The sequence below is a fragment of the Falsiroseomonas selenitidurans genome, from assembly GCF_012103215.1.
GTDB lineage: Bacteria > Pseudomonadota > Alphaproteobacteria > Acetobacterales > Acetobacteraceae > Falsiroseomonas > Falsiroseomonas selenitidurans.
In genome coordinates this window covers 90,360-113,956 of record NZ_JAAVNE010000004.1, presented here as the reverse complement: position 1 = coordinate 113,956, position 23,597 = coordinate 90,360, and the positions used below count along the sequence as shown (strand labels likewise).

At 72.5% G+C, this 23,597-nt stretch carries 22 protein-coding genes; 14 read left to right on the top strand and 8 right to left on the bottom strand.

From position 1 onward, the window contains the following. Positions 1-6 precede the first annotated feature (6 nt). From ureG to HEQ75_RS04245, 3 genes are read left to right on the top strand one after another with little or no spacing between them, the layout of a single operon-like run. Complete coding sequence (gene ureG / locus HEQ75_RS04255) at positions 7-615, top strand: urease accessory protein UreG (protein ID WP_168027683.1); 609 nt, start codon at positions 7-9, stop codon at positions 613-615. Then, positions 615-1,172, top strand: a complete 558-nt coding sequence (locus tag HEQ75_RS04250; protein ID WP_168027682.1) for a HupE/UreJ family protein — start codon at positions 615-617, stop codon at positions 1,170-1,172. Before ureG ends, HEQ75_RS04250 begins: the two co-directional genes overlap by 1 nt. Before the next feature lie 35 nt (positions 1,173-1,207). Next, a complete protein-coding gene (locus tag HEQ75_RS04245) occupies positions 1,208-1,612 on the top strand; it encodes a bleomycin resistance protein (RefSeq protein ID WP_328733406.1) in 405 nt (134 codons plus the stop codon). Here HEQ75_RS04245 and HEQ75_RS04240 read toward each other — a convergent pair. From HEQ75_RS04240 to HEQ75_RS04225, 4 genes are all read right to left on the bottom strand, one after another. Next, positions 1,602-2,786, bottom strand: coding sequence for an LLM class flavin-dependent oxidoreductase (locus HEQ75_RS04240; protein ID WP_209318336.1), 1,185 nt, complete (start codon positions 2,784-2,786; stop codon positions 1,602-1,604). The genes HEQ75_RS04245 and HEQ75_RS04240 overlap by 11 nt on opposite strands. Positions 2,787-2,876: 90 nt before the next feature. Then, positions 2,877-4,052, bottom strand: coding sequence for a BaiN/RdsA family NAD(P)/FAD-dependent oxidoreductase (locus HEQ75_RS04235; protein WP_168027680.1), 1,176 nt, complete (start codon positions 4,050-4,052; stop codon positions 2,877-2,879). Continuing rightward, positions 4,052-5,695, bottom strand: a complete 1,644-nt coding sequence (locus tag HEQ75_RS04230) for an NAD(P)/FAD-dependent oxidoreductase (RefSeq protein ID WP_168027679.1) — start codon at positions 5,693-5,695, stop codon at positions 4,052-4,054. The genes HEQ75_RS04235 and HEQ75_RS04230 overlap by 1 nt, the downstream gene beginning before the upstream one ends. 9 nt (positions 5,696-5,704) lie before the next feature. Further along, the gene (locus tag HEQ75_RS04225) at positions 5,705-6,817 is read right to left on the bottom strand and encodes an S-(hydroxymethyl)glutathione dehydrogenase/class III alcohol dehydrogenase (RefSeq protein ID WP_168027678.1); all 1,113 of its coding nucleotides are present in this window, start codon (positions 6,815-6,817) and stop codon (positions 5,705-5,707) included. A 266-nt stretch (positions 6,818-7,083) separates the two neighbouring features. Here HEQ75_RS04225 and HEQ75_RS04220 point away from each other — a divergent pair, with 266 nt between their 5' ends. The 10 genes from HEQ75_RS04220 to HEQ75_RS04180 all read left to right on the top strand — a co-directional run bounded on the left by HEQ75_RS04220 (position 7,084) and on the right by HEQ75_RS04180 (position 15,889). Then, a complete protein-coding gene (locus HEQ75_RS04220; RefSeq protein WP_168027677.1) occupies positions 7,084-7,956 on the top strand; it encodes a DUF4189 domain-containing protein in 873 nt (290 codons plus the stop codon). Between the two features lie 47 nt (positions 7,957-8,003). Next, positions 8,004-9,077: a transporter substrate-binding domain-containing protein gene (locus HEQ75_RS04215; protein WP_168027676.1), complete on the top strand. Its 1,074-nt coding sequence runs from the start codon at positions 8,004-8,006 to the stop codon at positions 9,075-9,077. 45 nt (positions 9,078-9,122) lie between these two features. Continuing rightward, positions 9,123-9,815: a GntR family transcriptional regulator gene (locus tag HEQ75_RS04210; RefSeq protein ID WP_168027675.1), complete on the top strand. Its 693-nt coding sequence runs from the start codon at positions 9,123-9,125 to the stop codon at positions 9,813-9,815. 119 nt (positions 9,816-9,934) lie between these two features. Next, on the top strand, positions 9,935-11,269 hold the full coding sequence (gene atzF / locus HEQ75_RS04205; RefSeq protein ID WP_235961251.1) for an allophanate hydrolase: 1,335 nt from the start codon (positions 9,935-9,937) through the stop codon (positions 11,267-11,269). After that, positions 11,266-11,661 (top strand): allophanate hydrolase-related protein, encoded by a 396-nt coding sequence (locus tag HEQ75_RS28080; protein ID WP_235961249.1) that lies wholly within the window; start codon positions 11,266-11,268, stop codon positions 11,659-11,661. The genes atzF and HEQ75_RS28080 overlap by 4 nt, the downstream gene beginning before the upstream one ends. Positions 11,662-11,678: 17 nt before the next feature. Beyond that, a complete protein-coding gene (locus HEQ75_RS04200) occupies positions 11,679-12,632 on the top strand; it encodes an ABC transporter substrate-binding protein (protein ID WP_168027674.1) in 954 nt (317 codons plus the stop codon). 29 nt (positions 12,633-12,661) lie between these two features. Continuing rightward, positions 12,662-13,513 carry an ABC transporter permease gene (locus tag HEQ75_RS04195; protein WP_168027673.1) on the top strand — a complete coding sequence of 284 codons (852 nt, stop codon included), beginning with the start codon at positions 12,662-12,664 and terminating at the stop codon, positions 13,511-13,513. Continuing rightward, on the top strand, positions 13,506-14,279 hold the full coding sequence (locus HEQ75_RS04190; RefSeq protein WP_168027672.1) for an ABC transporter ATP-binding protein: 774 nt from the start codon (positions 13,506-13,508) through the stop codon (positions 14,277-14,279). The genes HEQ75_RS04195 and HEQ75_RS04190 overlap by 8 nt, the downstream gene beginning before the upstream one ends. After that, positions 14,279-15,154, top strand: a complete 876-nt coding sequence (locus tag HEQ75_RS04185) for a polysaccharide deacetylase family protein (RefSeq protein ID WP_168027671.1) — start codon at positions 14,279-14,281, stop codon at positions 15,152-15,154. Before HEQ75_RS04190 ends, HEQ75_RS04185 begins: the two co-directional genes overlap by 1 nt. A gap of 18 nt (positions 15,155-15,172) precedes the next feature. After that, on the top strand, positions 15,173-15,889 hold the full coding sequence (locus tag HEQ75_RS04180) for an aspartate/glutamate racemase family protein (protein WP_168027670.1): 717 nt from the start codon (positions 15,173-15,175) through the stop codon (positions 15,887-15,889). A gap of 99 nt (positions 15,890-15,988) precedes the next feature. On the opposite strand, the gene HEQ75_RS04175 is transcribed toward HEQ75_RS04180, so the two are convergent. Together HEQ75_RS04175 and HEQ75_RS04170 are read right to left on the bottom strand one after the other, a co-directional pair. Continuing rightward, positions 15,989-16,690, bottom strand: a complete 702-nt coding sequence (locus tag HEQ75_RS04175; protein WP_168027741.1) for a TVP38/TMEM64 family protein — start codon at positions 16,688-16,690, stop codon at positions 15,989-15,991. A gap of 5 nt (positions 16,691-16,695) precedes the next feature. Continuing rightward, a complete protein-coding gene (locus HEQ75_RS04170; RefSeq protein WP_168027669.1) occupies positions 16,696-17,772 on the bottom strand; it encodes an FAD-dependent oxidoreductase in 1,077 nt (358 codons plus the stop codon). A 115-nt stretch (positions 17,773-17,887) separates the two neighbouring features. Between HEQ75_RS04170 and HEQ75_RS04165 the strand changes: the two genes are divergently transcribed. Then, complete coding sequence (locus tag HEQ75_RS04165) at positions 17,888-19,336, top strand: N-acyl-D-amino-acid deacylase family protein (RefSeq protein WP_235961247.1); 1,449 nt, start codon at positions 17,888-17,890, stop codon at positions 19,334-19,336. Between the two features lies 1 nt (position 19,337). On the opposite strand, the gene HEQ75_RS04160 is transcribed toward HEQ75_RS04165, so the two are convergent. Together HEQ75_RS04160 and HEQ75_RS04155 are read right to left on the bottom strand one after the other, a co-directional pair. Further along, positions 19,338-22,415, bottom strand: coding sequence for an efflux RND transporter permease subunit (locus tag HEQ75_RS04160; RefSeq protein WP_168027667.1), 3,078 nt, complete (start codon positions 22,413-22,415; stop codon positions 19,338-19,340). Between the two features lie 10 nt (positions 22,416-22,425). Beyond that, positions 22,426-23,547, bottom strand: a complete 1,122-nt coding sequence (locus HEQ75_RS04155) for an efflux RND transporter periplasmic adaptor subunit (protein WP_168027666.1) — start codon at positions 23,545-23,547, stop codon at positions 22,426-22,428. Positions 23,548-23,597: the final 50 nt, after the last annotated feature.

Genomic DNA, 23,597 nt, shown 5'->3' with positions numbered 1-23,597 from the left:
CGCAGCATGAGCCATGGCCCCTTCCGCGTCGGCATCGGCGGCCCCGTCGGCTCCGGCAAGACCGCCCTGGTGGATCGCCTCTGCAAGGCGATGCGGGAGGCGCACGACATCGCCGCCATCACCAACGACATCTACACCAAGGAGGATTCCGAATTCCTCACCCGCTCCGGCGCCCTGGCGCCGGACCGCATCATGGGGGTGGAGACCGGCGGCTGCCCGCATACCGCGATCCGCGAGGATGCCTCCATCAACCTGGCCGCGGTGGCGGAGATGTCGGCCCGGCACCCGGCGCTGGAGGTGCTGTTCATCGAATCCGGCGGCGACAATCTGGCCGCGACCTTCAGCCCGGAACTGGCGGATCTGACGATCTACGTCATCGACGTGTCGGCCGGCGACAAGATCCCGCGCAAGGGCGGGCCGGGCATCACGCGGTCCGACCTGCTGGTGATCAACAAGACCGACCTGGCGCCGCTGGTCGGCGCGGATCTGTCCGTGATGGACCGCGACGCGCGGAAGATGCGCGGGGCGCGGCCCTTCCTGTTCACGAACCTCAAGGAAAACCAGGGCGTGTCCGAGATCGCGTCCTTCATCCTGAAATCCGGAGGCATTGCCTGATGTTGCGTCTTCTCACCCTGGCCGCGCTGCTGGCGCCGCTGCCCGCCCTGGCCCATGGCGCCGGCGCCCATGTGCATGGCGTCGCCGCCGGGCTGCTGCACCCGGTCGGCGGGCTGGACCATATCCTGGCGATGGTCGCCGTCGGCCTCTGGGCCGGGCTGACGGGCGGCCGCGCCGTGCTGGCCCTGCCGGCGGCCTTCCTGGGCGGGATGGCGCTGGGCGGCGGGCTGGGCATGGCCGGCACCGGCCTGCCGATGATGGAGGCCGGCATCCTCGCCTCCGTCATCATCCTCGGCGCGCTGGTCGCCGGCGCCACCCGTCTGCCGCTGCGGGTCGGGCTGCCGCTGGTGGCCGCCTTCGGCCTGCTGCACGGCAACGCGCATGGCCTGGAACTGGCGGCCGGTACCGGCGCGCCGGGCTATGCGCTGGGCTTTCTGCTGGCCACCGCGGCGCTGCATGGCGCCGGCCTGCTGGCCGCCCGCCACCTGGCCCTGCTGCCGGTGCGCCTTGCGGGTGGCGCCATGGCGGCGGTGATGCTGGCGGTGATCCTGCTCTGACCGACCTGCCGCCTGGCTTCGCCCATGCGAAGCTGGTGCCGGAACTGCTGGTCGCCGACCTGGCGGCCAGCCTGCGCTTCTGGTGCGGCCTCTGCGGCTTCGCCGTGGCCTATGACCGGCCGGAGGACGGCTTCGCCTATCTTGCCCGAGACGGCGTGCAGGTGATGCTGGAGGAGGCCTTTCGCCCCGGCCGCCGCTGGATCACTGCGCCGCTGGAGCGCCCCTTCGGCCGTGGCGTGAACCTGCAGATGCAATTGCCGGCCATCGGCCCGGTGCTGGCCGCGCTGCAGGCGGCCGCCCACCCGCTGTACCTGCCACTGGAAGAAAAATGGTACCGCGCCGGGTCGCAGGACGCCGGCGTGCGGCAGTTCATCGTGCAGGACCCGGACGGCTACCTGCTGCGCTTCCAGGAATCGCTCGGCCGCCGGCCTATGGCTTGAGGTCCCGCGCCCCGGAGGCGCGCGCGTCGAAGGCCTCCGGCACGTCCTTGCCGGCATCGGTGAAGGCCTTGCGCAGCGCCTCCACATTCGGGCTGAAGATCGTCTTTCGGTTCGCCACTGCCCATTCATGCGACCCGCGCACCGTCTCCAGCGCCTGCTGGAAGCGGGGCATCACCCAGCGCGCGAACAGCTCGTAGCTGCGCCAGGTCTGTTCGCGGTTGGCCCAGTCATGCGCGCGGAACAGGAAGCCGCCGAAGCCGCCATCGCTGGCCTCCACCAGAGCCTCGATCCCCCGTGCCACCGTCTCCGGCGATCCGACCAGCGTGGTGCCGGCCTTCACCCCATCGGTCAGCGGATCCTGGGACCGTCCGGGCGGGCGGCCCAGCGCATCCTCGAAATAGGTCACCGTCTCCAGCCGCTCGCCCACCCGCACATCGGCCAGGGCCTGTTCGTCGGTCTCCGCCACATGCACGTTCATCACCAGGCGCCAGTTGCGGCGGTCCACGGTCTTGCCATGCGCCGCGGCGGCTTGCTCCGCGATCTTCCACTGGCCGGGCAGGGCGGCGGGCCCGCCCGGCATGCCGGCGCCGAGCGACAGGATGCCGACGCCATGCTTGCCCGCCGTGGCCGGCCCGGCCGGTGTCAGCGTGCTGGCCACCGCGATCGGGAAATGCGGGTCGGAATAGGGGCGCAGGTGCAGCCGTGCCTCCTGCATCTCGAACCAGTCGGTCTTGCGCGTCACCGGCCCGTCGCAGGCCAGCAATGCCATGATGGCCTCCAGCGCTTCATCCATCCGCCGCCGCTGCGTCGCCGGCTCGATGCCGAGCATGTAGGCGTCCGACACCAGCGCGCCGGGGCCGCAGCCCAGCATCACCCGGCCGCGCGTCATGTGGTCCAGCTGCACGAAGCGCTGCGCCACCAGGAAGGGGTGGTGATAGGGCAGGGAGGTGACGCCGGATCCCAGCCGGATGTGCTTCGTGCGCTCCGCCGCCGCGGCGATGATGAGCTCCGGGGAGGCGATGGTCTCCCACCCCGCGGAGTGGTGCTCGCCGATCCAGGCCTCGTCATACCCCAGCCGGTCGAGCAGCGCGATCATCTCGATGTCGCGCGCGATCGCCAGAGTCGGGTTGTCGCCCAGCCGGTGGAAGGGGGCCAGGAAGATCCCGAACTGCATGCCGCGCCGTGCCATCGTGCCGCTCCCCGTTTCAGGCAGCTTCGGCCGGTTTGCCGGCGCTGCCAAGCCGGCGCCTTGGGCGAACCGCCTTCAGGCCACTTCGCCGGCCGCCCAGCCGCTGGACCAGGCCCATTGGAAATTGTAGCCGCCGAGCCAGCCGGTCACGTCCACCGCCTCTCCCACCACGAACAGGCCGGGCACGTCCTTGGCCATCAGGGTCTGGGAGGACAGGCCGGCGGTGTCCACCCCGCCCAGCGTCACCTCCGCCTTGGCGTAGCCCTCGGTGCCGGAGGGCGTGATCTGCCAGGCGCGGAGCAGGGCGCCGAGCGTCTTCAGCGGTGCATCGCCGATCTCCGCCATCACCCGCGGCGGCAGGTGCAGCGCGGCGAACGCCTGGGCCAGGCGGGTGGGCAGGAATTCCGCCAGCACCGTCTTCGCCTCCGCCCGCGGCCGCGCCCGCTTGCCGGCCAGCAGCAGCGCCGTGGGGTCGGCATCCGGCAGCAGGTCCAGCGTCAGCGCGGTGCCTTCCTGCCAGTAGGACGAAACCTGCAGGATGGCGGGGCCGGACAGGCCGCGATGGGTGAACAGCACCGCCTCCCGGAACGCCGTCCGGCCGATGCGGGCGACCGCGGGCAGGGCGACGCCGGACAGCGGGCGCATCAGCTCCAGCGCCTTGTCCGGGAAGGTCAGCGGCACCAGGCCGGGTCGCAGCACCGTCACCGCCAGGCCGAAGCGCTGCGCCACGTCATGCGCGAAGCCGGTGGCGCCCATCTTGGGGATGGAGAGGCCGCCGGTGGCCAGCACCAGGCTGTCCGCGGTGAAGCCGCCGCGATCCGTGGCGATGCGGAAGCGGTCGTCGCGGGTGATGTCGGTGACGCGATGCCCGACGCGCAGATCCACCCCCGCCGCGTGGCATTCCGCCAGCAGCATGGCGACGATCTGCCGGGCGGAGCCGTCGCAGAACAGCTGGCCCAGCGTCTTCTCATGGAAGGCGATGCCGTGCCGGCGCACCAGCGCGATGAAGTCGTGCTGCGTGTAGCGGGCCAGGGCGGAGCGGGCGAAATGCGGATTGGCCGAGAGGAAGCGCTCCGGCACACAATCCGCGTTGGTGAAGTTGCAGCGCCCGCCGCCGGAGATCAGGATCTTCTTCCCCGGCTCCTCCGCATGGTCCAGCAGCAGCACGCGCCGCCCGCGCTGGCCGGCGCGCATGGCCGCGAACATCCCGGCGGCGCCGGCCCCCAGCACCACCACATCGACATGGGTCATCAGGCGGCGACCGCGAGCCCGGCCAGATCGCGGCCCACCGCCTCCGCCACGCGGATGCCGTCCACGCCGGCGGAGAAGATGCCGCCCGCATAGCCCGCGCCCTCGCCGGCCGGATACAGGCCCTGCGTGTTCACGCTGCGGAAGTTGGCATCGCGGCGGATGCGGATGGGGGAGGAGGTGCGCGTCTCCACCCCCGTCATCACCGCCTCCGCCATGTCGAACCCCTGGATCTGCCTGCCGAACGCCGGCAGTGCCTCCCGCATCGCGGCCACCGCGAAATCCGGCAGGCAGGTGGCGAGGTCGGTGGGCGTCACGCCCGGCCTGTAGCTGGGCACCACCGCGCCGAGGCTTTGGGAGGCACGGCCGGCGAGGAAATCGCCGACCAGCTGCGCGGGCGCGCAGTAGTTGCTGCCGCCGGCGACGAAGGCGCGTTCCTCCCAGTGCCGCTGCAGGGCGATGCCGGCCAGCGGGTCGCCCGGATAATCCACCTCCGGCGTGATGCCGACGACGATGCCCGCATTGGCGTTGCGCTCGGCCCGCGAATACTGGCTCATGCCATTGGTCACCAGCCGCCCCGGCTCGCTCGCCGCGGCCACCACGGTGCCGCCCGGGCACATGCAGAAGGAATAGACGCTGCGGCCATTCGTGCAGTGGTGCACCAGCTTGTAGTCCGCCGCGCCGAGGATCGGGTTGCCCGCGAAGGCGCCAAAGCGGGCGCGGTCGATGATGGATTGCGGATGCTCGATCCGCACGCCGATGGAGAACGGCTTTGCCTCCACGAAGATTCCGGCGGCCTGCAGCCGGAAGAACGTGTCGCGCGCCGAATGGCCGATGGCGAGCACCACATGCCGGGTCTCGATCGTCTCGCCCGCTTCCGTCACCACGCCGGCCATGCGGCGCTGCCCGTCGCGCCCGGTCTCCACCAGGAAGTCCACCACCTTGGTGCCGAAGCGGTATTCGCCGCCCAGCGCCTCGATCTTGGCGCGCAGGCTTTCCACCATCGTCACCAGCCGGAAGGTGCCGATATGCGGCTTGGCCACATACAGGATTTCTTCGGGTGCGCCGGCGGCGACGAACTCGGTCAGCACCTTGCGGCCCAGATGCTGCGGGTCCTTGATGCCGGACCACAACTTGCCATCCGAAAACGTGCCGGCGCCGCCCTCGCCGAACTGCACATTGCTCTCGGGCGTGAGCTGGTTGCGGCGCCACAGCGCCCAGGTGTCCTTGGTGCGTTCCCGCACCACCTTGCCGCGGTCCAGGATGATCGGGCGGAAGCCCATCTCCGCCAGGATCAGGGCGGCGAAGATCCCGCACGGCCCGGTGCCGATCACCACGGGGCGCTGCGGCAGAAGGGCAGGGGCCTGGGCGACGGGGTGGTAGCGGGTATCCGGCGTGCGGATCAGCGTGCGCGCCAGCACCTTGTCCGCCGCCGCGCGCCGCAGCAGCGCGGCCTCGTCATCCACGGTGAAATCCACCGAATAGACCAGCAGGATGGCCGACCGCTTGCGCGCATCCCAGGCCCGGCGGGCGATGGTGATGTCGCGCACCGCCGCTGGCCGCAGCCCGATGGCCGCGCAAAGTGCCTGCTGCAGCGCCCCCTCCGGGTGGTCCAGCGGCAGCTTCAGTTCGGTCAGCCGTAACAAGCGGGTCTCCTAGTAGACGACGACGGAGCGGATGGATTCGCCGCGCTCCATCAGCTCGAAGCCGTGGTTGATCTCGTCCAGCGGCATCACATGGGTGATGAGGCTGTCGATGTCGATCTTCCCCTGCATGTACCAGTCGACGATCTTCGGCACATCGGTCCGCCCGCGGGCGCCGCCGAAGGCCGTGCCGCGCCAGGACCGGCCGGTGACCAGCTGGAAGGGCCGGGTGGCAATCTCCTGCCCCGCCCCGGCCACGCCGATGATGATGCTCTCGCCCCAGCCGCGATGCGTGCACTCCAGCGCCTGGCGCATCACCTTCACATTGCCGATGCATTCGAAGGAGAAATCGGCGCCGCCGCCGGTCAAATCCACCACGGCCTGCACCACCTTGTCGTGGCCGATCGTGTTCGGGTTGATGAAGTCGGTCATGCCGAACTTCCGGGCCATCTCCTCCCGCCCATCATTCAGGTCGATGCCGATGATGCGGTCGGCGCCCACCATGCGGGCGCCCTGGATCACGTTCAGCCCGATGCCGCCCAGGCCGAACACCGCCACATTGGCACCCGGCCAGACCTTGGCGGTGTTGATCACGGCGCCGATGCCCGTCGTCACGCCGCAGCCGATGTAGCAGATCTTCTCGAACGGCGCGTCTTCCCGGACCTTTGCCAGAGCGATCTCCGGGAGAATCGTGAAATTCGCGAAGGTGGAGCAGCCCATGTAGTGCATCACCGGGCCGCCCTCGCAGGAGAAGCGGCTGGTGCCATCGGGCATCACCCCCTTGCCCTGGGTGCCGCGGATCGCCGTGCAGAGGTTGGAGCGCTGGCTGAGGCAGGTTTTGCACTGCCGGCATTCCGGCGTGTAGAGCGGGATGACATGGTCGCCCGGCTTCACGCTGGTGACGCCGGCGCCCACCTCGCGGACGATGCCCGCACCCTCATGCCCCAGGATGGCCGGGAACAGACCCTCCGGGTCCGCGCCGGACAGGGTGTAGAGGTCGGTGTGGCAGAGCCCGGTGGCCTTCACCTCCACCAGCACCTCCCCGTCCCGGGGGCCGCCGATCTCCACCTCGGTCACCGAAAGGGGCTTGCCCGCCGCCCAGGCCACCGCCGCGCGCGTCTTCATCCAGCCAACTCCGTCTGCCACTCCGCCTGCCTATAGCACCAACCCCGTCCCGGGGTGGAACACCGCTGCCGCGTGCGCCCGCGCCGGCCGCACAACCGCGCCGGCCCCGGCCGGGCGGCATCCGTCGCCAAAACCACCGCGGCGTCACACGCCCCGCGACCACTGAGACAGGGCGGCGCAAAGCCCCGGCCTGATCGCCAATTGCACCCTTGCGCCAAGGTAAATGACAGGCGACACCTTGCCGCGAGAGCGGGGGGATCGTGGCGATGCGATTGGCTGTGCTGGCACTTTCTGCCCTGCTCGCGCTGGCGGCGCAGGCGCTGGTCGCGCCGGCGAGCGCGCAGACCGGCAACCCGACCAACGACCAGCTCCTGTCCCGCAACCAGGCCGGCCAGCGGGACGCCTTCCGCAGCCTGCTGCGCACCAATGGCCTGGCCTGTTCCGAGGTCTCCAACCTCTACCAGGCCGGGCTGGACCGCGGCCGCACCGCCTATTGGGACATCCAGTGCCGGGATGGCGGCCCGTGGCGCATCGCCCTGCCGGCGGAACGCTGGAGCACGCCGCGTCTGCTGGCCTGCGGCACGGCCAGCGGCCCCGGCGCCGGGGCCTGCTTCCGGCCGGTGGGCACCGCGGTCCCGCAGGCCGCGCGGCTGGCGACGCGGCCCACCAGCATCCCGCAATCCTGCCAGCGCGCCTGCGCCACCCAGCCGCGCGCCCTGGTGCAGGCCTGCCAGCAGCGCTGCGCCGAAGGCAGCGCCATCCCGGTCGCCGCCCCCGCCATCCGCGGCACCGCCCAGGCCGCGCGCGGCCGCTTCGGCTTCATCTACACGGCGGAACCGCCCTCCACCGCCTTCGGCTTCACCAGCGGCCAGGGCGACCGGCTCGCCGCCAGCATGGAGGCGATCCGCGCCTGCGAGGCGGTGGTCGGCCGCAACCAGTGCCGCATCACGCTGGACTTCCCGAATGCCTGTGGCGCCCTGGCCCAGGCGGTCAGCGGCACGCCTGCCATCCTGCGCCGCTCGGCCACCGGTGCCGGCCAGACCCGTGAACAGGCGGAGGCGCAGGCGTTGCAGGTCTGCCGCATCGCGGAACGCGCCGGCTCCGGCATCGTCTGCCGCATCGCCGCCTCTGGATGTTGAGCCCCTCCATGCCCGAGCCGCGCCCCCACCAGATACGGAGCCCCGCCATGCCCCGCTGCCTTCTTGGCCTTCTGCTGCTGTTCGGCATGGCCGGGGCCGCCGCCGCCCAGGGATCGGCCCAGGGATCGGCCCAGGGGGCAGCCCCGGGTGCCGCCAGCCCGACGCTCGAGGCCGTGAAGCAGCGGGGCATGCTGCGCTGCGGCGTCTTCGGCCAGCTTCCCGGCTTCTCCGCGCCGGATCCGGATGGCGCGATGCGCGGCCTGGATGCGGACTTCTGCCGTGCCGTGGCCGCCGCCGTGCTGGGCGATGCGGAGCGGGTCACCTACGTCACCGCCCCCTCGGTCGAGGCCAGCCTTGAAGGGCTGGAGGCCGGGCGGGTGGACGTGCTGTCCTCGAACCTCACCGCTACCGCCAGCCGCAATGCCGGCCGCAACCTCAGCCCGATCGGCGTGCTGCTGTATGACGGCCAGGCAGTGCTGGTGCGGGCCGATGCGGATGTCGCCAATTTCGCCCAGCTCGATGGCAAGCGCATCTGTGTCGCGGCGGCGGATATCGACAACAGCCAGGCCGTCCTGGCCAACGCCGCCGCCCGCGCCGGCATCACGCTGCGGATGGTGGAAACCCGCCAGTCCGGCCCGGCGCTGCTGGATGGCTTCAAGGCCGGCGATTGCGAGGGCGTGACCGCCGATGCCGCGGCGCTCGCCACGCTGCGCGCCACCGACCTGCCGGACCCCGCCGCTGCCACCCTGCTGCCGGAACGGCTGAGCCGCGAGCCGCTGACCCCCTTCGTGCGCGGCGGCGACGATCGCTGGCGCCAGATCGTGGCTTGGACCCTGCACGCGCTGGTGGCGGCGGAGGAGCTGGAGGTGACCAGCGCCGGGCTGGAAGCCGCGCTGCATTCCGGCAATGCGGAAATCCGCTACCTGCTCGGCCTCGACCGCGGGCTCGGCCAGCGGCTGGGCCTGGCGGATACCTGGGCGCTGCAGGCGATCCGCCAGGTCGGCAATTACGGCGAGATCTTCGAGCGCAACCTGGGCGAGGGCTCGCCCATCGGCCTGGACCGCGGCCTGTCCGACCTCTGGCGCCGCGGCGGGCTGATGTATCCCTTCCCCTTCCGATAAGCGCGGGGCCTGGACGCCGGCGGGCCGGGCGCGCCAAATCATCCCATGCCCCGCCGGATCGCCAGCACAGCCCCGCCGCCCCGCCCGACGCGGGGCGAGGCGATCGCCGCCAGCCTGGCGGAGGATATCGTCGCCGGCCGGCTGAAGCCCGGCACGCCGCTGGACGAGCTGGGCCTCGCCCGTGCCTATGGCAGCAGCCGCACCCCGGTGCGGGAGGCGTTGCGCCAGCTCGCCCCGACCGGCCTGGTGCAGGTGGCGCCCCGCCGCGGCGCCGTGGTCGCCATCCCGGATCCGCAGCAGTTGGGCGAGATGTTCCTGGTGATGGCGGAGCTGGAGGCGATGGCCGCGGCGCTCGCCGCCCTGGCGATGACGCCGGAGCAGCGGCGCGGGCTGGAACGCCAGCATGGCGCGATGGCGGCCATGGTCCGGGCAGGCGACGTCGCCGCCTATCGCGCCGCCAATGTCACCTTCCACCACCTGCTCTATCTCGGCGCGCATAACGGCTATCTGGGCGAGATCGCCACCGCCACGCGCCGCCGCCTGGCGCCCTTCCGCGCCGCCCAGCTTGAAGCGCCGGACCGGCTGCGGCGGTCGCATGAGGAGCATGGCGCCATCGTGACCGCGATCCAGCGCGGCGATGCGGCGGCGGCGGCGGCGCAGATCCGCACGCATATCGGCCTGACGGAGCGGACCTGGGAGGCGATGGCGCGGGCGCTCCGCCAGCCGAGCGCTGCCTAGAATACAGGCATAATTACGCTTTCTGCGCGTTCGTGCATACACGCTGCCCCGCTCTCCTCGCCAAGCCCTTGTAATCGCGTCAGCCACTGCGCGGCACGCGCTTTGCTTGCCAGCGGGGCATGACCGCCCCGCTTCCCCCCATGGGCTTCTCGGCCCTGCACGCCGCCTATGCCGCCGGCCTGGCGCCCGCCGCCCTCCTGGCGGGGCTCGAGGCACGGCACGCCGCCCTGGCCGATCCCGGCATCTTCCTGCACCGGCCTGACCCTGCTTCCCTCGCCGCCCAGGCCGCGGCCCTGCCGCCCTTCGACCCGGACCGCTTCCCGCTCTGGGGCGTGCCGGTGGCGGTGAAGGACAACATCGACGTCGCCGGCATGCCGACCACCGCCGCCTGCCCGGATTTCGCCCATCTGCCGGCCGAAAGCGCCCCCGCCGTGGCCAGGCTGGTCGCTGCCGGGGCGCTCATCGTCGGCAAGACCAATCTGGACCAATTCGCCACCGGCCTGGTCGGCACCCGCACCCCGCATCCGGTGCCGCGCAATGCCTGCGCGCCGGGGCGGGTGCCGGGCGGCTCCTCCTCCGGCTCCGCCGTCGCCGTGGCGCAGGGGCTGGCGGTGCTGGCGCTGGGGACGGATACGGCGGGGTCAGGCCGCGTGCCGGCGGCGCTGAACGGCCTGGTCGGTCTGAAGCCCAGCGTCGGCGCCATCCCCTCCCGCGGCGTGGTGCCGGCCTGCCCGAGCCTGGACTGCATTTCCGTCTTCGCCACCAGCGTTGCCGATGCCTGGGCCGCCTATGCGGTGATGGCCGGGCCGGACGCCGCCGATCCCTGGTCCCGGCCCATCACGCTGGGTGCGCCCGGCGCGCCGCTGACGCGCCTCGGCATCCCGCGCGAGGCCGACCTGCACCTGGATGGTGCGGAACAGCGCGCGGCCTGGGAGGCCAGCCTGGCCCGCATCCCCCCGGGCACGACGCTGGCGGAGATCGACCTCACCCCGTTCCTGGAAGTCGCGCGCCTGCTCTATGAGGGCGCCTTCGTCGCGGAGCGGGACGCCGCCTTCGGCCATCTGGTGCCCCGCGCGGCGATGCACCCCGTGACCCAGCGCATCCTGGCCGGGGCCGCGCGCTTCACCGCGACGGACGCCTTCGCCGGCCTGCACCGCCTGGCCGCGCTGCGCCTGGCCACGCTGCCGGCCTGGGGCCGGATGGACGCGCTGCTGGTGCCCACCGCGCCCAACTTCCCCACCCTGGCGGCGCTGGAAGCCGACCCGATCGGCCCCAATGCCCGGCTCGGCACCTATACGAACTTCGTCAATCTGCTGGACTTGGCCGCGCTGGCCGTGCCGGCGGTGCGGCGGCCCGATGGGCTGCCCTTCGGCGTCACACTGATCGGCCCGCGCGGCAGCGACGCCGCGCTGTCGGCCACCGGCGCGCATCTGATGCAGGCGATGGCAGCATGATCGAGATCGGCGTCGTCGGCGCGCATCTGTCCGGCATGGCGCTGAACCGGGAATTGCTGGCCGAGGGCGGCGTGCTGCGCCGCGCGGTGGCGACCGAGCCCTGCTACCGCCTGTTCGCCCTGGCCGGCGGCCCACCGCGCCGCCCCGGCCTGCTGCGGGTGGCGCCCGGCGCCGGCAGCGCCATCGCGACTGAGGTCTGGGCGCTGCCGGCGGACGGCTTCGGCCGCTTCGTCGCCGGCATCCCCGCGCCGCTCGGCATCGGCACGCTGCGCCTGGCCGATGGCAGCACCCCCAAGGGATTCCTCGTGGAGCCGGAAGGCCTGCACGGGGCCGAGGACATCACCCGCTTCGGCGGCTGGCGCGCCTTCATCGCCAGCCTCACCACCGCATGAAACAGGGAGACAAGACCATGATCCGTCGCCGCCACCTGCTCGCCGCCGCCGTCGCCGCCCCCCTGGCCGCGCCCCACATCGCCAATGCGCAGGCCGCGCGGACGGTGAAGATGGGCTCGCTGCGCCTGATCCATTCCATGACGCCGCATTTCTACCAGCGCTTCGCCCCGGCCGGCCTGACCATCGAGATCATCACCTTCGACAGCCCGACCGATGGCAAGAACGCCGTCGTCACCGGCTCCGTCGCCTGCGGCGGTTTCGGCATCGCCGCCGCCACGCTGGGCGCGGCGGCCGGGGAGCCCGTGGTGGTGGTCGGCGCCTTCTGCAACCGCGGCATGGGCGTGATCAGCAAGGCGGGCGGGCCGCTGCGCGCCCTGGCCGATCTGCGCGGCAAGCGCATCGGCATCTGGCCCGGCTCGACGCAGGAGGTGTTCATCCTGGAACGCCTGCGCGAATCCGGCATGTCCGTGCGCGACATCACCCCGGTGCGCGTGCCCTTCGGCGAGATGCACGCCATGCTCTCCCGCGGTGATATCGACGCCTATGTGGGCGCGGAGCCCGGCCCGGGCCTGTCCATCTCCTCCGGCGTCGGCCAGCTGGTGGAATACCCCTACGGCACCGCCATGGGCGGGCTGAACATGATCTTCGGCACCAGCGAGGACCTCATCAAGAACGACCCGGCGCTGGTGCGCACCATGCTGGGCATCCACCGCAAGGCCAGCGAATACATGAAGGCTCACCCGGCGGAGGTGGCGGAGACCACGGTCCGCGTGCTGGGTGCGCCGCGCGCCGCGGTGGAACAGGCGCTGTCGGCCGACAATGTCGAATACATCTGGAAGCTGGACGACACGGTGCTGCGCCAGGCCCGCACCTATGCCGAGCAGATGCTGCAGCTGCGCCAGATCCGCCGCCTGCCGGACTTCGCCAAGCTGCTGAACCGCCGCTTCTCCGACGAGGTGGCTTCCGCCTGATCCGGGCGCGGGAAGGGGAGGGCCGGGCCATGTCCGAGGCGACCATCGCACCACCGCAGGCCGCGGCGCCGCTGGCGCGGCCGGGCCTGCACCGGCTGGGACGAAGACTGGGCCCCTTCCTGCTCGCGCTGCCGGTGCCGCTGCTGCTGCTGGCCTTCTGGCACTTCGCCGTGGCCAACGGGCTGACGCGGCTGATCCCCTCGCCGGCCGAGGTCGCCGAATACATGGTGGATTTCGCGGTGGGCGGCATCTGGGACGATGCCTTCTCCGCCACGCTGCACATCCACCTGCTGGCCTCCGCCAGCCGGGTCTATGGCGGATTCCTGCTGGCGGCGCTGGTCGCCGTGCCGCTTGGCATCCTGATCGGCCGCGTCGCGCTGGTGCGCCAGCTGATGGACCCCTTCCTGCAGCTGATGCGGCCGATCCCGGTCACCGCCTGGTTGCCGCTGTCGATGATCCTGTTCGGCCTCGGCACGCAATCCGCCTTCTTCCTGGTCTTCCTCGGCGCCTTCTACCCGATCCTGCTGAACACCATCCTCGGCGTGAAGAATGTGGAGCCGCGGCTGTTCGAGGCTGCCGCCATGCTCGGCTGCCGCGGCAATGCACAGTTCTTCAAGGTGGTGCTGCCGGCCTCGCTGCCCTCCATCTTCACCGGGCTGCGCCTCGGCCTGGGCCTGGCCTGGTTCGTCATCGTGGTCGGCGAGATGACGGGCGTGCCGCAGGGCCTTGGCGCCGTCATCATGGATGGCCGCACCCTGTCGCGCACCGAGCTGGTGATCTGCGGGATGATCGTGATCGGCGTGGCCGGCTTCCTGTCCGACCGCGCGGTGGTGATGCTGATGAACCGACTGCTGCGCTGGAGCCCGATGCACCGTGGCTGAAATCCCCATCCTCGACATCCAGGGCGTGGGCAAGACCTACATCCTGAACGACAGCCGCATCGAGGCGCTGCGCGATGCGAACCTCACCGTGCGCAAGGGCGAGTTCATCTGCCTGATCGGCGCCTCCGGCTGCGGCAAGTCCACCCTGTTGCGGATCGTCGCAGGCTTCGAGGCGCCCACGGCGGGCCAGGCCCTGATGTGGGGCAAGCCGATCGCCGGGCCGGCGCCGGACCGCGGCATGGTGTTCCAGGATTACGGCCTGTTCCCCTGGCTGACGGTGCGGGAGAATATCGGCTTCGGCCCCGCCAGCCGCGGCCGCCCGAAGGCGGAGGTGCGGGATACGGTGGAGCGCTTCATCGCCCTGATCGGCCTGGCCCGTTTCGCCGACGCGCATCCACACCAGCTCTCCGGCGGCATGAAGCAGCGCGTCGCCATCGCCCGCGTGCTGGCGAACGATGCCGAGGTGGTGCTGATGGACGAGCCCTTCGGCGCGCTGGACGCGATGACGCGCGAACGCCTGCAGGACGAACTCCTCGAACTCTGGCAGCGCACCGGCCTGACCGTGCTGTTCGTCACCCATTCGATCGAGGAGGCGATCTTCCTGTCCGACCGCGTGGTGGTGATGGAACCCGGCCCGGGACGAATCGCGAGCGCGCATCCCGTGGAACTGCCGCGGCCGCGCGACGTCGCCTCGCCCGAATTCAACCTGGTGCGGCGCGAGCTTGGCGCGCGGCTGCATTCCCACCACGGCAAGAAGGCGGCGTGATGCGGCCCGAGGAACGGCTTCCCTTCGTCACCCCGGCGGACCGCCCGCCTTCCGCCCTGCCGGGCGGCGCCAGGGTGGCGGTCTGGCCGGTGGTGAATGTCGAGAACTGGCTGATCGACAACCCGATGCCGCGCCAGGTGCTGGTGGCGCCCACGGGCGTGCCGCTGCTGCCGGACATTGCCAATTGGGGCTGGCATGAATACGGCATGCGCGTCGGCTTCTGGCGCTTCCTGAAGGCCTTCGAAAGCCGCGGCATCCGGCCGACGCTCTCCGTCAACGGCTCCGTCTGCACCGCCTATCCGCGCGTGGCGCAGGCGGCGCATGAGGCCGGGTGGGACTTCATGGGCCATGGCCATGTGCAGGTGCCGACGCACAAGGTGCCGGACCAGCGCACCATGATCCGCCAGACCATCCAGGCGATCGAGGATTGCACCGGCGCGCCGCCGCTCGGCTGGCTCGGCCCGGGGCTGACCGAGACGCTGGAGACGGCGGACCTGCTGGCCGAGGCCGGGCTGCGCTACTGCGCCGACTGGGTGGTGGACGACCTGCCATGCCGCCTGGCCACCGCGCATGGCCCGCTGGTCACCATGCCCTACAGCGTCGAGCTGAACGACATCCCCGTGGTGATGATCCAGCACCATGACGAGCAGGAACTGCCCCGCCGCGTGAAGCTGCACGCGGCGCGGCTGCTGGCCGAGGCGGGCAGCACGCCACGCATCATGTGCATCGCCATCCACCCCTACATCACCGGCGTGCCGCACCGCATCGCGGCGCTGGAGGCGATGCTGGACGAATTGGCCGCGACGCCCGGCATCTGCTTCATGCAGGCGCGGCAGATCCTCGACTGGTATCTGGGAAGCGGCGACCCGACCTGACCGCCCCTGCGAGAGCCCATGCGCCTGCTTCTGATCAATGCCAATGCCAGCCCCGACATCACCGCGCGTCTGGTGGCGCTGGCGCGCGGCCTGCTGCCGGCGGGGGTGCAGGTGGTGGGGGCGACGGGCCGATTCGGCGCCTGCTACATTGCCAGCCGCGCCGCCGCTGCCATCGCCGCCCATGCGGCGCTGGATGCCTATGCGCGGGAAGGGGCGGGCGCCGATGCGGTGCTGGTCGCCTGCTTCGGCGACCCTGGCCTCGACGCGCTGCGGGAGGTGGCGCCGGTGCCGGTGCTGGGCCTGGCGGATGCCTCAGCCGCCGCCGCCCGGGGCCGGCGCTTCGGCGTGGTGACGGGCGGCGCCGCCTGGGGCCCGATGCTGACGGAATTCTACGCCGCCCGCGGCCTGGCCGCGCTGCTCACCGGCGTGCGCACCGTGGCGCCGAGCGGCGGCGCGATCGCCCGCAACCCGGAGGCCGCCCTCGGCGCGCTGGCCGAGACCTGCCGCGCCTGCGTGGCGCAGGATGGGGCGGAGGTGGTGGTGCTCGGCGGCGCCGGGCTGGCCGGCCTGGCGGCGCGGCTGGCGCCAATGGTGCCGGTGCCGGTTCTGTGCTCGGTGGAGGAAGGCGTGCGGGCGGCGGGCGCCGCCCTCGGCCAGGCCGCCCCAGGCAGGGCCCCCGCCACGCCGGTGCCGAGCCTCGGCCTGCCGTCCGGGCTGGCGGCCTTGATCGGTTAGAGCGTTTTCACGCCCTGCGGCTTCGCAAGGCGACTCGGAAAATGCGTCGAAACAATAGGCTGGAGCCGTTTCACCGTTTTCGCTTGCGGTGAAACGGCTCTAGTCCCGGGCAAACCGCCGCTTCAGCGGGATCGCCAGCAGGGAGAGCGCCGCCAGCCCGCCCAGCGCCCCCAGGATCTGCGGCGTCAGCACGCTGGAGAGGCTGAATTCGCCCCCCGCATCCAGCACCCCGCCCAGCCCGGCGCCGGCCAGGCTGAACACGGCGGTGGCGGGCAGGATGCCGACCAGGGTGGTGCCGAGGAAGGCCGGCAGCCGCACGCCGCAGAAGGCCGGCACCAGATTCACCAGGAAGAAGGGAAACACCGGCACCAGCCGCAGCACCAGCAGGTAGGGCACCGCATCGCGCCGGATGCCGGCCGCGAGGCGCGCCGCGCGCGGCCCCAGCCGGTCCAGCGCATCGTCGCCGAAGATCCGCCGCGCCAGCAGGAAGACCAGCGTGGCGCCGAGCGTCGCCGCGACCACCGTGAGCGCCGTGCCCAGCACCGCGCCGAACAGGAAGCCGCCGGCGATGGTCAGCCACACCGCGCCAGGGACGGAAAGCGCCACCGCCGCCGCATAGGCGGCCATGAAGCCGGCCGCGGCCAGCAGTCGGTTCTCCGCGACGAAGCCGCCCAGCGCCGCGCGGTGCCGCGCCAGCGTGTCCAGCGACAGCACCTCGCCCAGCCCGGTGAAGCGCAGCCCCGCCAGCAGTGCCACCACCGCCAGCCCTGCCCAGACCCGCCTGTCGCGCAGCCATCCCATGGCGGTCACTGGTAGCGCGCTATGAAGCGCCGGTCGATGCGGTCCTTCAGCCACCACACCCAGCGCCCGCCGAAGACCAGCCCGTTGCGGGTGCCGAGCGCGCGGCCATCGCCCAGCGAGAGCAGCCGCAGATAGTCCGTCTGCGGCACATAGGGGCGCGGCGCCTGGCCGGCCGCCACGGCGCGCAGGTTGGCGGCCAGCACCGGCCCCTGCCGCACCGCGAAGACGCCGGCCTTGGGCAGCCCGCCGGGAAAGCTGGCGACATCGCCGGCGGCGAAGATGTCCGGCCGCGCCCGCAGGCATTCATCCACCACCAGGAAGCCGCGCGCATCCCGCGCCAGCCCGGTCCCGGAAAGCCCGGTCTCCGCCAGCCAGGGCGCCGCGGCGGCGCCGGTGGCCCAGACCAGCGCCGCGGCCCGCAGCGTCGGCGCATCGACGAAGTGCAGCGCGCCGGGCGCCACCGCCGCCACGTTGCGGCCCGCCACCAGGGTCACCCCGCGCTGCGCCAGGGCGCGCGCTGCGCGCTGCCGCAACGCCTCCGGAAAGCCGGGCAGCAGGCCGGAGGCGCCGGCCACCAGCGCCACCGGCGCCCGCCGTCGCAGCGCCAGCGCCACCTCGAACCCCGCCGCGCCGCCGCCCACCACCGCGACGCTGCGTCCATCCGCCAGCGCCTGCAGGCGCGGCAGCAGCGCGTCGATCGGCTTCAGCGGCAGCGCGTGCTCGGCCGCCCCCGGCGTGCTGGTATCCGGCGTCGCGCCGGTGTCGATGGACAGCAGGTCCCAGGCCAGATCCGCGCCATCCGCCCGCCGCACCCGCCGCGCCGCCGGGTCGATCCCCGTGGCGCGGTCCAGCACCAGGCCCACGCCGCAGCGCGCGGCCAGCGCCGTGATGTCGATCAGCGCCTGCGCTGGCCGGTAGAGCCCGGCGATCACGCCCGGCAGCATGCCCGAATAGGGCGAATGCGCCTCCCGCGTCAGCAGCGTCACCCGCCAGCCGGGCAGGGGCGCTTCGCCAAATTGGCGCAGCACCTCCACATGCGCATGGCCGCCGCCGATCAGCAGCAGGTGGCGGCGGTCCGGCATCGCGGGCTCCCCTCGGGCTTCGCCGCAGCATGGCCCCTGGCGGCGGGATGCGGGAGGGGTTCCGCCGGCGCTGCCGCGGCGCCATCCTGCGTGGCCCGATCCAGGGATGGCCCCGATGCGCCGCTGCGACCTCATCATCCGCGATGCCACCCTCATCGACGGCACCGGCGCCCCGCGCCGCCGCGGCGACCTCGCCGTGCGCGGCGACCGCATCGCCGGCCTCGGCGACCTGTCCGCCATGGCGGCGGAGCGGGAGGTGATGGCCGAAGGCCGCGTCCTCGCGCCCGGCTTCATCGACGCGCATACGCATGACGACCAGGCGGTGCTCTGCGGCCCGGCCTGCATGCTGTGCAAGACCAGCCAGGGTGTCACCACGGTGGTTGTCGGCAATTGCGGCATCAGCCTGTCACCCGTGGCCATGAGTGAACGCCCGCCGGCACCACTCGACGGCGTCTGCGCCCCCGAATGGTGGATTTTTGATAGTTTCGGCGCCTATGCCGACCGGCTGCGCACAACGCCCTCATCGGTGAACACGCTCGCCTTGATCGGCCATATGTCGCTGCGAGTCGGCGCCATGGGCCGGGACACGGGCCGGCCGGCGACGGACAGGGAAGCCGAGCGGATGCGCAAGCAACTGGCGCAGGCCCTGGCCGAAGGCGCCGCCGGCTTCTCCACCGGCCTGTTCTACCCGCCGAGCAGGGCGGCGCCGACCGAGGAGGTGATCGCGGTGGCGGAGGCGCTGCGCGCGCAGGGCGGCCTTTACGTCACCCATATGCGCGACGAGGCCGATGGCGTGCTGGACAGCATCGAGGAGACGCTGCGCATCGGCCGCGCCGTCGGCGCCCCGGTCATCATCAGCCACCACAAATGCGCCCAGCCGGAGAACCACGGCAGGTCGGTGGAGACGCTGCCGCTGATCGCGCGCCATGCGGAGGCCCATCCCGTGGCCTTCGACGTCTACCCCTACACCGCCTCCTCCACCTCGCTCGCCGCGCGCAAGCCGCGGCCGGATGTGGCGGTGACGGTGACGAGTTCCGTCCCGCATCCGGAAATGGCCGGCCGCGACCTGGCCGACATCGCGCAGGAATGGGGCGTGACGCTGGAAGTGGCGGCGCAGCGCCTGACCCCCGGCGGCGGCGTCTTCCACAACATGGCGGAGGACGACATGCGCCGCATCCTGGCGCATCCGCTCTCCATGGTCGGCAGCGATGGCGGGCCGCTGGCAAAGCACCCGCATCCGCGGCTGTGGGGCACCTTCCCGCGGGTTCTCGGCCATTACAGCCGCGACCTTGGCCTGTTCGGGCTGGAGGAGGCGGTTCACAAAATGACCGGCCGCACCGCGCAAATCTTCGGCATCGCCGATCGCGGCGCGCTGCGCGAAGGCGCCTTCGCCGATCTGGTGCTGTTCGATGCCGCCACGGTCCGCGACCGCGCCACCTTCACCGCGCCGAAGCAGGTGGCGGATGGCATCCTCGAGACCTGGGTGAACGGCCAATCCGTCTACACCCAGGCCACCGGCGCCAGCGAAACCCCCGTCGGCCGCCTGCTCCGCCGCGTGGCCTGACCTACTCCGCCGGCGCCATGGCCCCCGCCGGCGCCCGGCGCGGCCGCCGCCAGCCCAGCGCCAGCCCGTTCAGCGCCGGCACCACCAGCAGCGTCGCCACGGTGCCGAGCGTCAGCCCGCCGATCATCGCCACCGCCATCGGCCCCCAGAAGACGGACAGCGTCAGCGGCACGAAGGCCAGCACCGCGGCCAGCGCCGTCAGCACCACCGGCCGCGCCCGGCGCACGCTGCTCTCGATGATCGCCTGGCGCAGCGCCATGCCGGCCGCCACATCCTGGCGCACCTGGTCCACCAGGATCAGCGTGTTGCGCATCACCATGCCGGCCAGCGCGATCACGCCCAGCAGCGCGACGAAGCCGAAGGGCATGCCGGTCAGCAGCAGCGCCGCCGCCGCCCCCGGGATGCCCAGCGGCGCCGTGGCCATCACCAGCGCCACCTGGCCGAAGCTGCGCAGCTGCACCATCAGGATCACCAGCATCACCGCGACCATGGCGGGGAACAGCGCGAAGAGGCTGGCATTGGCCTTTCCCGATTCCTCCGCCGCGCCGCCGGTCTCGATCCGCATGCCCACCGGCAGCCGCGCCTCGATCTCCCGCATCCGCGGCAGGGCGGCGGCCGTCACGTCCGGCGGCTGCAGGCCGGGCGCCACATCGGCGCGCACGGTGAGGAAGGCTTCCCGGTTGCGGCGCCACAGGATGGGCTCCTCCATCACCGGCTCCAGCCGCGCCACCTGGCCCAGCGGCACCGGCCCGGCCGCCGTCACCAGCGTCAGGTCCGCCAGGCTGGACAGGCCCAGCCGTTCCGCCGCCGGCGCGCGCAGCACCACATCCACCAGCCGCGCGCCTTCGCGCAGCTGCGTCGCGGTGACGCCGGAGACCAGCGCCTGCATGGATTGCGCCACCGCCTGCGGGCTGAGACCGAGCTGCGCCACCCGCGCCTCGTCCAGCACCAGGCGCATCGCCGGCGCCCGCTCGCCCCAGGCCAGCTGCACATCGCGCGTGCCCGGCGTGGCGCGCAGCCCCTCCATCACCTGTTCCGCCGCCAGGCGCAGCGCCGCCGGCTCCCCGCCCACCACGCGGAACTGCACGGGGAAGCCCACCGGCGGCCCGAAATCGAGGCGGGAGACGCGCACCCGCGCTTCCGCCACCGCCCCCGTCGCGGCGAAGGCGATCAGCTTCTCCCGCAGCCTTTCGCGCGCCGGCACTTCGCGTGCCTGCACCACCAGCTTGCCGAAGGCCTCGTTCGGCAGGTCCGGGTTCAGCGCCAGGAAGAAGCGCGGCGCGCCGGCGCCGATATAGGCGGTGTGCATCACCGCATCCTCGTCGCGCGCCACCACCGCCGCCACGCGCTCCACCGCCGCGCGGGTCGCGGCGAAGCTGGCGCCCTGGCGCAGGTTCAAATCCACCAGCAGTTCGAGCCGCGCGGAGGTCGGGAAGAACTGCTTCTTCGTCATCCCCATGCCGACGAAGCCCACGGCCAGCACCGCCAGCGTCAGCCCCAGCACGATCGCGCGATGGTCCACGCACCAGCCCACCAGCCGGCGCAGCAGGCGGTAGAAGTGCCCATCATACAGGGTGTCGTGGTGCACCGCGTGCTTCGGCACCGGCAGCAGCTTCACGCCGAGCCAGGGCGTGAACCAGACGGCGACGAGCCAGGAGGCGATCAGCGCGCCGCCCACCACCCAGAAGATGCCACCGGCATATTCGCCGGAGGTGGAGGCCGCGAAGCCCACCGGAATGAAGCCCGCGATCGTGACCAGGGTGCCTGACAGCATCGGCGCCGCGGTACTGCCCCAGGCGAAGGCGGCGGCCCGCGCACGGTCGAAACCTTCCTCCAGCTTCACCACCATGGCCTCGATGGCGATGATGGCGTCGTCCACCAGCAGGCCCAGCGCCAGGATCAGCGCGCCGAGCGAAATCCGCTCCAGCTCCGTGCCCCAGTACAGCATCATCAGGAAGACGGCGGCCAGCGTCAGCGGCACCGACAGCGCCACGATGATGCCGGCGCGGAAGCCGAGCGACAGGAAGGAGATCAGCAGCACCACCCCCAGCGCGGCGGCGAACTTGGTCAGGAACTCCGCCACGCTCTCCGCCACGATGCGCGGCTGGTCCGACACCGCCTGCAATTGCAGGCCCACCGGCAGGTCGCGGCGGATCTCGGCCAGCGCCACGCGCAGGCTCTCGCCCAGCGTCAGCACGTTGAAGCCGGGCTGCTTGACCACCGAGATCATCATCGCGCCCTCGCCGTCATGGAACACGGCGGCGGAAGGCGGGTCCGCCAGGCCGCGCGTCACCTCGGCGATGTCGCCCAGGCGCAGCGTGCGGCCCTCGCCGGCGGAGACAGGGACGTTGCGGATCGCCGCCAGCCCATCCAGCCCGCCGCCGACGCGCAGCTGCACGCGCAGCGGCCCGGTTTCCACCACGCCGGCCGGCGCCACCGGGTTCTGCCGCGCCAGCGCGTCCAGGATCGCCTCCGCGCCGATGCCGAGCGTGGCCAGGCGGGCATGGCTGACCTCCACATGGATGCGCTGCGCGATCTCGCCCTGCAGCGTCACCTTCTCGACACCCGGCACGCGCAGCAGGCGCAGGCGGATGGCCTCCGACTGGCGCACCAGCTCCGGGTTCTCGGCGCCGGTCAGGGCCAGGACGGCGGAGAAGACATCGGCGTATTCGTCGTTGAAGAAGGGGCCGCGCACGCCGGCGGGCAGGGCGGGCACGATGTCGCCCACCTTCTTGCGCACCTGGTACCACAGGCCCGGCACGTCCCGCGGCGGGGTGGTGTCGCGCAGCACCACGGTGGTGACCGCGCTGCCCGGCCGCACATAGGTCTCGAGCCTGTCCAGATGCGCCAGGTCCTGCAGCCGGCTCTCGATGCGGTCGGCGACCTGCGCCTGCATCTCCTCAGCCGAGGCCCCCGGCCATTGCGCGGTCACCACCATGACCTTCAGGGTGAAGGAAGGGTCCTCCGCCCGGCCGAGCTTGAAATAGGCGCCGGTGCCGAGCACGGCCAGCAGCAGGATGGCGAAGAGGGTCAGCGCGCCGTTGCGCACGCCCCAGGCGGAAAGGTTGAAGCGGTCCATCGCCCGGCCCTCAGCGCAGGGTGGCGGAAAGGCGCGTCTGCACGACCCGCACGAGCTGCCCGGGGTCCAGCAGCTGCGGGCCCATGGCCACCACCTGGTCGCCCGGCTGCAGCGCGCCGCTGACCTGCACGGTCTGTTCCGCCAGCGCCAGCACGGTGACCGGCACGGCCTCGATCCGCCCCTGCGGCAGCAGGCGCCAGACCATCGGCCCCTGGCCGCGGTCATGCAGCGCCGAGAGCGGCAGGGTGGCGGCCGGCACCCCGGGCAGGGAAAGCCGCACCGTGCCGGTCATGCCCAGCGCCACCCAGTCCGGCGCCGCCTCCAGGCTGAAGCGGGCGGCGTAGGTGCGCAGCGCCGCATCGGCCTGCGGCGCCACTTCCCGCAGCGTCGCCGCCAGGGGGGCGTCCGGCCGCGCCCAGAAATGCACCTCTGCCCGGGCCGCGGCCAGGCCGGGCAGGGCGGCTTCCGGCACGCGGACCAGCAATTCGCGCTCCGCCGGGTCCGCCAGGCGCAGCACCGCCTGGCCCTCCGTCACCACCTGCCCGGCTTCCGCCAGCAGCGCCGTCACCAGCCCGGCGGAGGGCGCGCGCAGCGTGGCGTAGGAGAGGCGGTTGCGCGCCAGTTCCAGCCCGGCGCGGGCCGACGCCACGGCTTCCGCGGCCGCCCGCGCGCTGGCCTGGCGCTGGTCGTCATAGCTGGCCGAGACATGCCCGCCGGCACGCAGCTGGCGCGAGCGCGTGGCCTCGTTGCGCGCCTGCCGCGCCTGCGCCTCGGCCGAGGCGAGGTCGGCCTCCGCCGCGCGCAGCGACAGGGCCAGATCCCCGGGGTCGAGCCGGGCCAGCACCTGGCCGGCCTGCACCGCCTGGCCCACCTCCACGGCGCGGCTGGTGATGCGGCCTTCGGCGCGGAAGCCGAGATCCACCTGCCGTCGCGCCTGCACCACGCCGGTATGGGCGGAGAGGGATTCGGCGCCGGAGATGCGCACCGCAGCCACCTGCACCGGGCGCGGCAGGGGCGCCTCGGCGCCGGGCGGGGTGAAGGCTTCGCCGTCGCAGGCCGTCAGGGTCGCCATGCCGAGCGCGGTGAGGACGGGCAGGCTGACCAGCAGCGATGTGGCGCGGGAGAGGGCCATGGGGGAGGTCTCGCGGATTTTCTGCCGCGAGTATGGCTATCGACTGATAA

Bases quoted from the DNA above. Each gene is read 5' to 3' on its own strand.
- HEQ75_RS04210 (WP_168027675.1), top strand. From the start codon at position 9,123: ATGCCCCGCCGGATCGCCAGCACAGCCCCGCCGCCCCGCCCGACGCGG.
- HEQ75_RS04160 (WP_168027667.1), bottom strand. From the start codon at position 22,415: ATGGACCGCTTCAACCTTTCCGCCTGGGGCGTGCGCAACGGCGCGCTG.
- HEQ75_RS28080 (WP_235961249.1), top strand. From the start codon at position 11,266: ATGATCGAGATCGGCGTCGTCGGCGCGCATCTGTCCGGCATGGCGCTG.
- HEQ75_RS04220 (WP_168027677.1), top strand. From the start codon at position 7,084: ATGCGATTGGCTGTGCTGGCACTTTCTGCCCTGCTCGCGCTGGCGGCG.
- HEQ75_RS04235 (WP_168027680.1), bottom strand. From the start codon at position 4,052: ATGACCCATGTCGATGTGGTGGTGCTGGGGGCCGGCGCCGCCGGGATG.
- HEQ75_RS04250 (WP_168027682.1), top strand. From the start codon at position 615: ATGTTGCGTCTTCTCACCCTGGCCGCGCTGCTGGCGCCGCTGCCCGCC.
- HEQ75_RS04195 (WP_168027673.1), top strand. From the start codon at position 12,662: ATGTCCGAGGCGACCATCGCACCACCGCAGGCCGCGGCGCCGCTGGCG.
- HEQ75_RS04225 (WP_168027678.1), bottom strand. From the start codon at position 6,817: ATGAAGACGCGCGCGGCGGTGGCCTGGGCGGCGGGCAAGCCCCTTTCG.
- atzF (WP_235961251.1), top strand. From the start codon at position 9,935: ATGACCGCCCCGCTTCCCCCCATGGGCTTCTCGGCCCTGCACGCCGCC.
- ureG (WP_168027683.1), top strand. From the start codon at position 7: ATGAGCCATGGCCCCTTCCGCGTCGGCATCGGCGGCCCCGTCGGCTCC.
- HEQ75_RS04240 (WP_209318336.1), bottom strand. From the start codon at position 2,786: ATGCAGTTCGGGATCTTCCTGGCCCCCTTCCACCGGCTGGGCGACAAC.
- HEQ75_RS04200 (WP_168027674.1), top strand. From the start codon at position 11,679: ATGATCCGTCGCCGCCACCTGCTCGCCGCCGCCGTCGCCGCCCCCCTG.
- HEQ75_RS04165 (WP_235961247.1), top strand. From the start codon at position 17,888: ATGCGCCGCTGCGACCTCATCATCCGCGATGCCACCCTCATCGACGGC.
- HEQ75_RS04155 (WP_168027666.1), bottom strand. From the start codon at position 23,547: ATGGCCCTCTCCCGCGCCACATCGCTGCTGGTCAGCCTGCCCGTCCTC.
- HEQ75_RS04215 (WP_168027676.1), top strand. From the start codon at position 8,004: ATGCCCCGCTGCCTTCTTGGCCTTCTGCTGCTGTTCGGCATGGCCGGG.
- HEQ75_RS04170 (WP_168027669.1), bottom strand. From the start codon at position 17,772: ATGCCGGACCGCCGCCACCTGCTGCTGATCGGCGGCGGCCATGCGCAT.
- HEQ75_RS04180 (WP_168027670.1), top strand. From the start codon at position 15,173: ATGCGCCTGCTTCTGATCAATGCCAATGCCAGCCCCGACATCACCGCG.
- HEQ75_RS04175 (WP_168027741.1), bottom strand. From the start codon at position 16,690: ATGGGATGGCTGCGCGACAGGCGGGTCTGGGCAGGGCTGGCGGTGGTG.
- HEQ75_RS04185 (WP_168027671.1), top strand. From the start codon at position 14,279: ATGCGGCCCGAGGAACGGCTTCCCTTCGTCACCCCGGCGGACCGCCCG.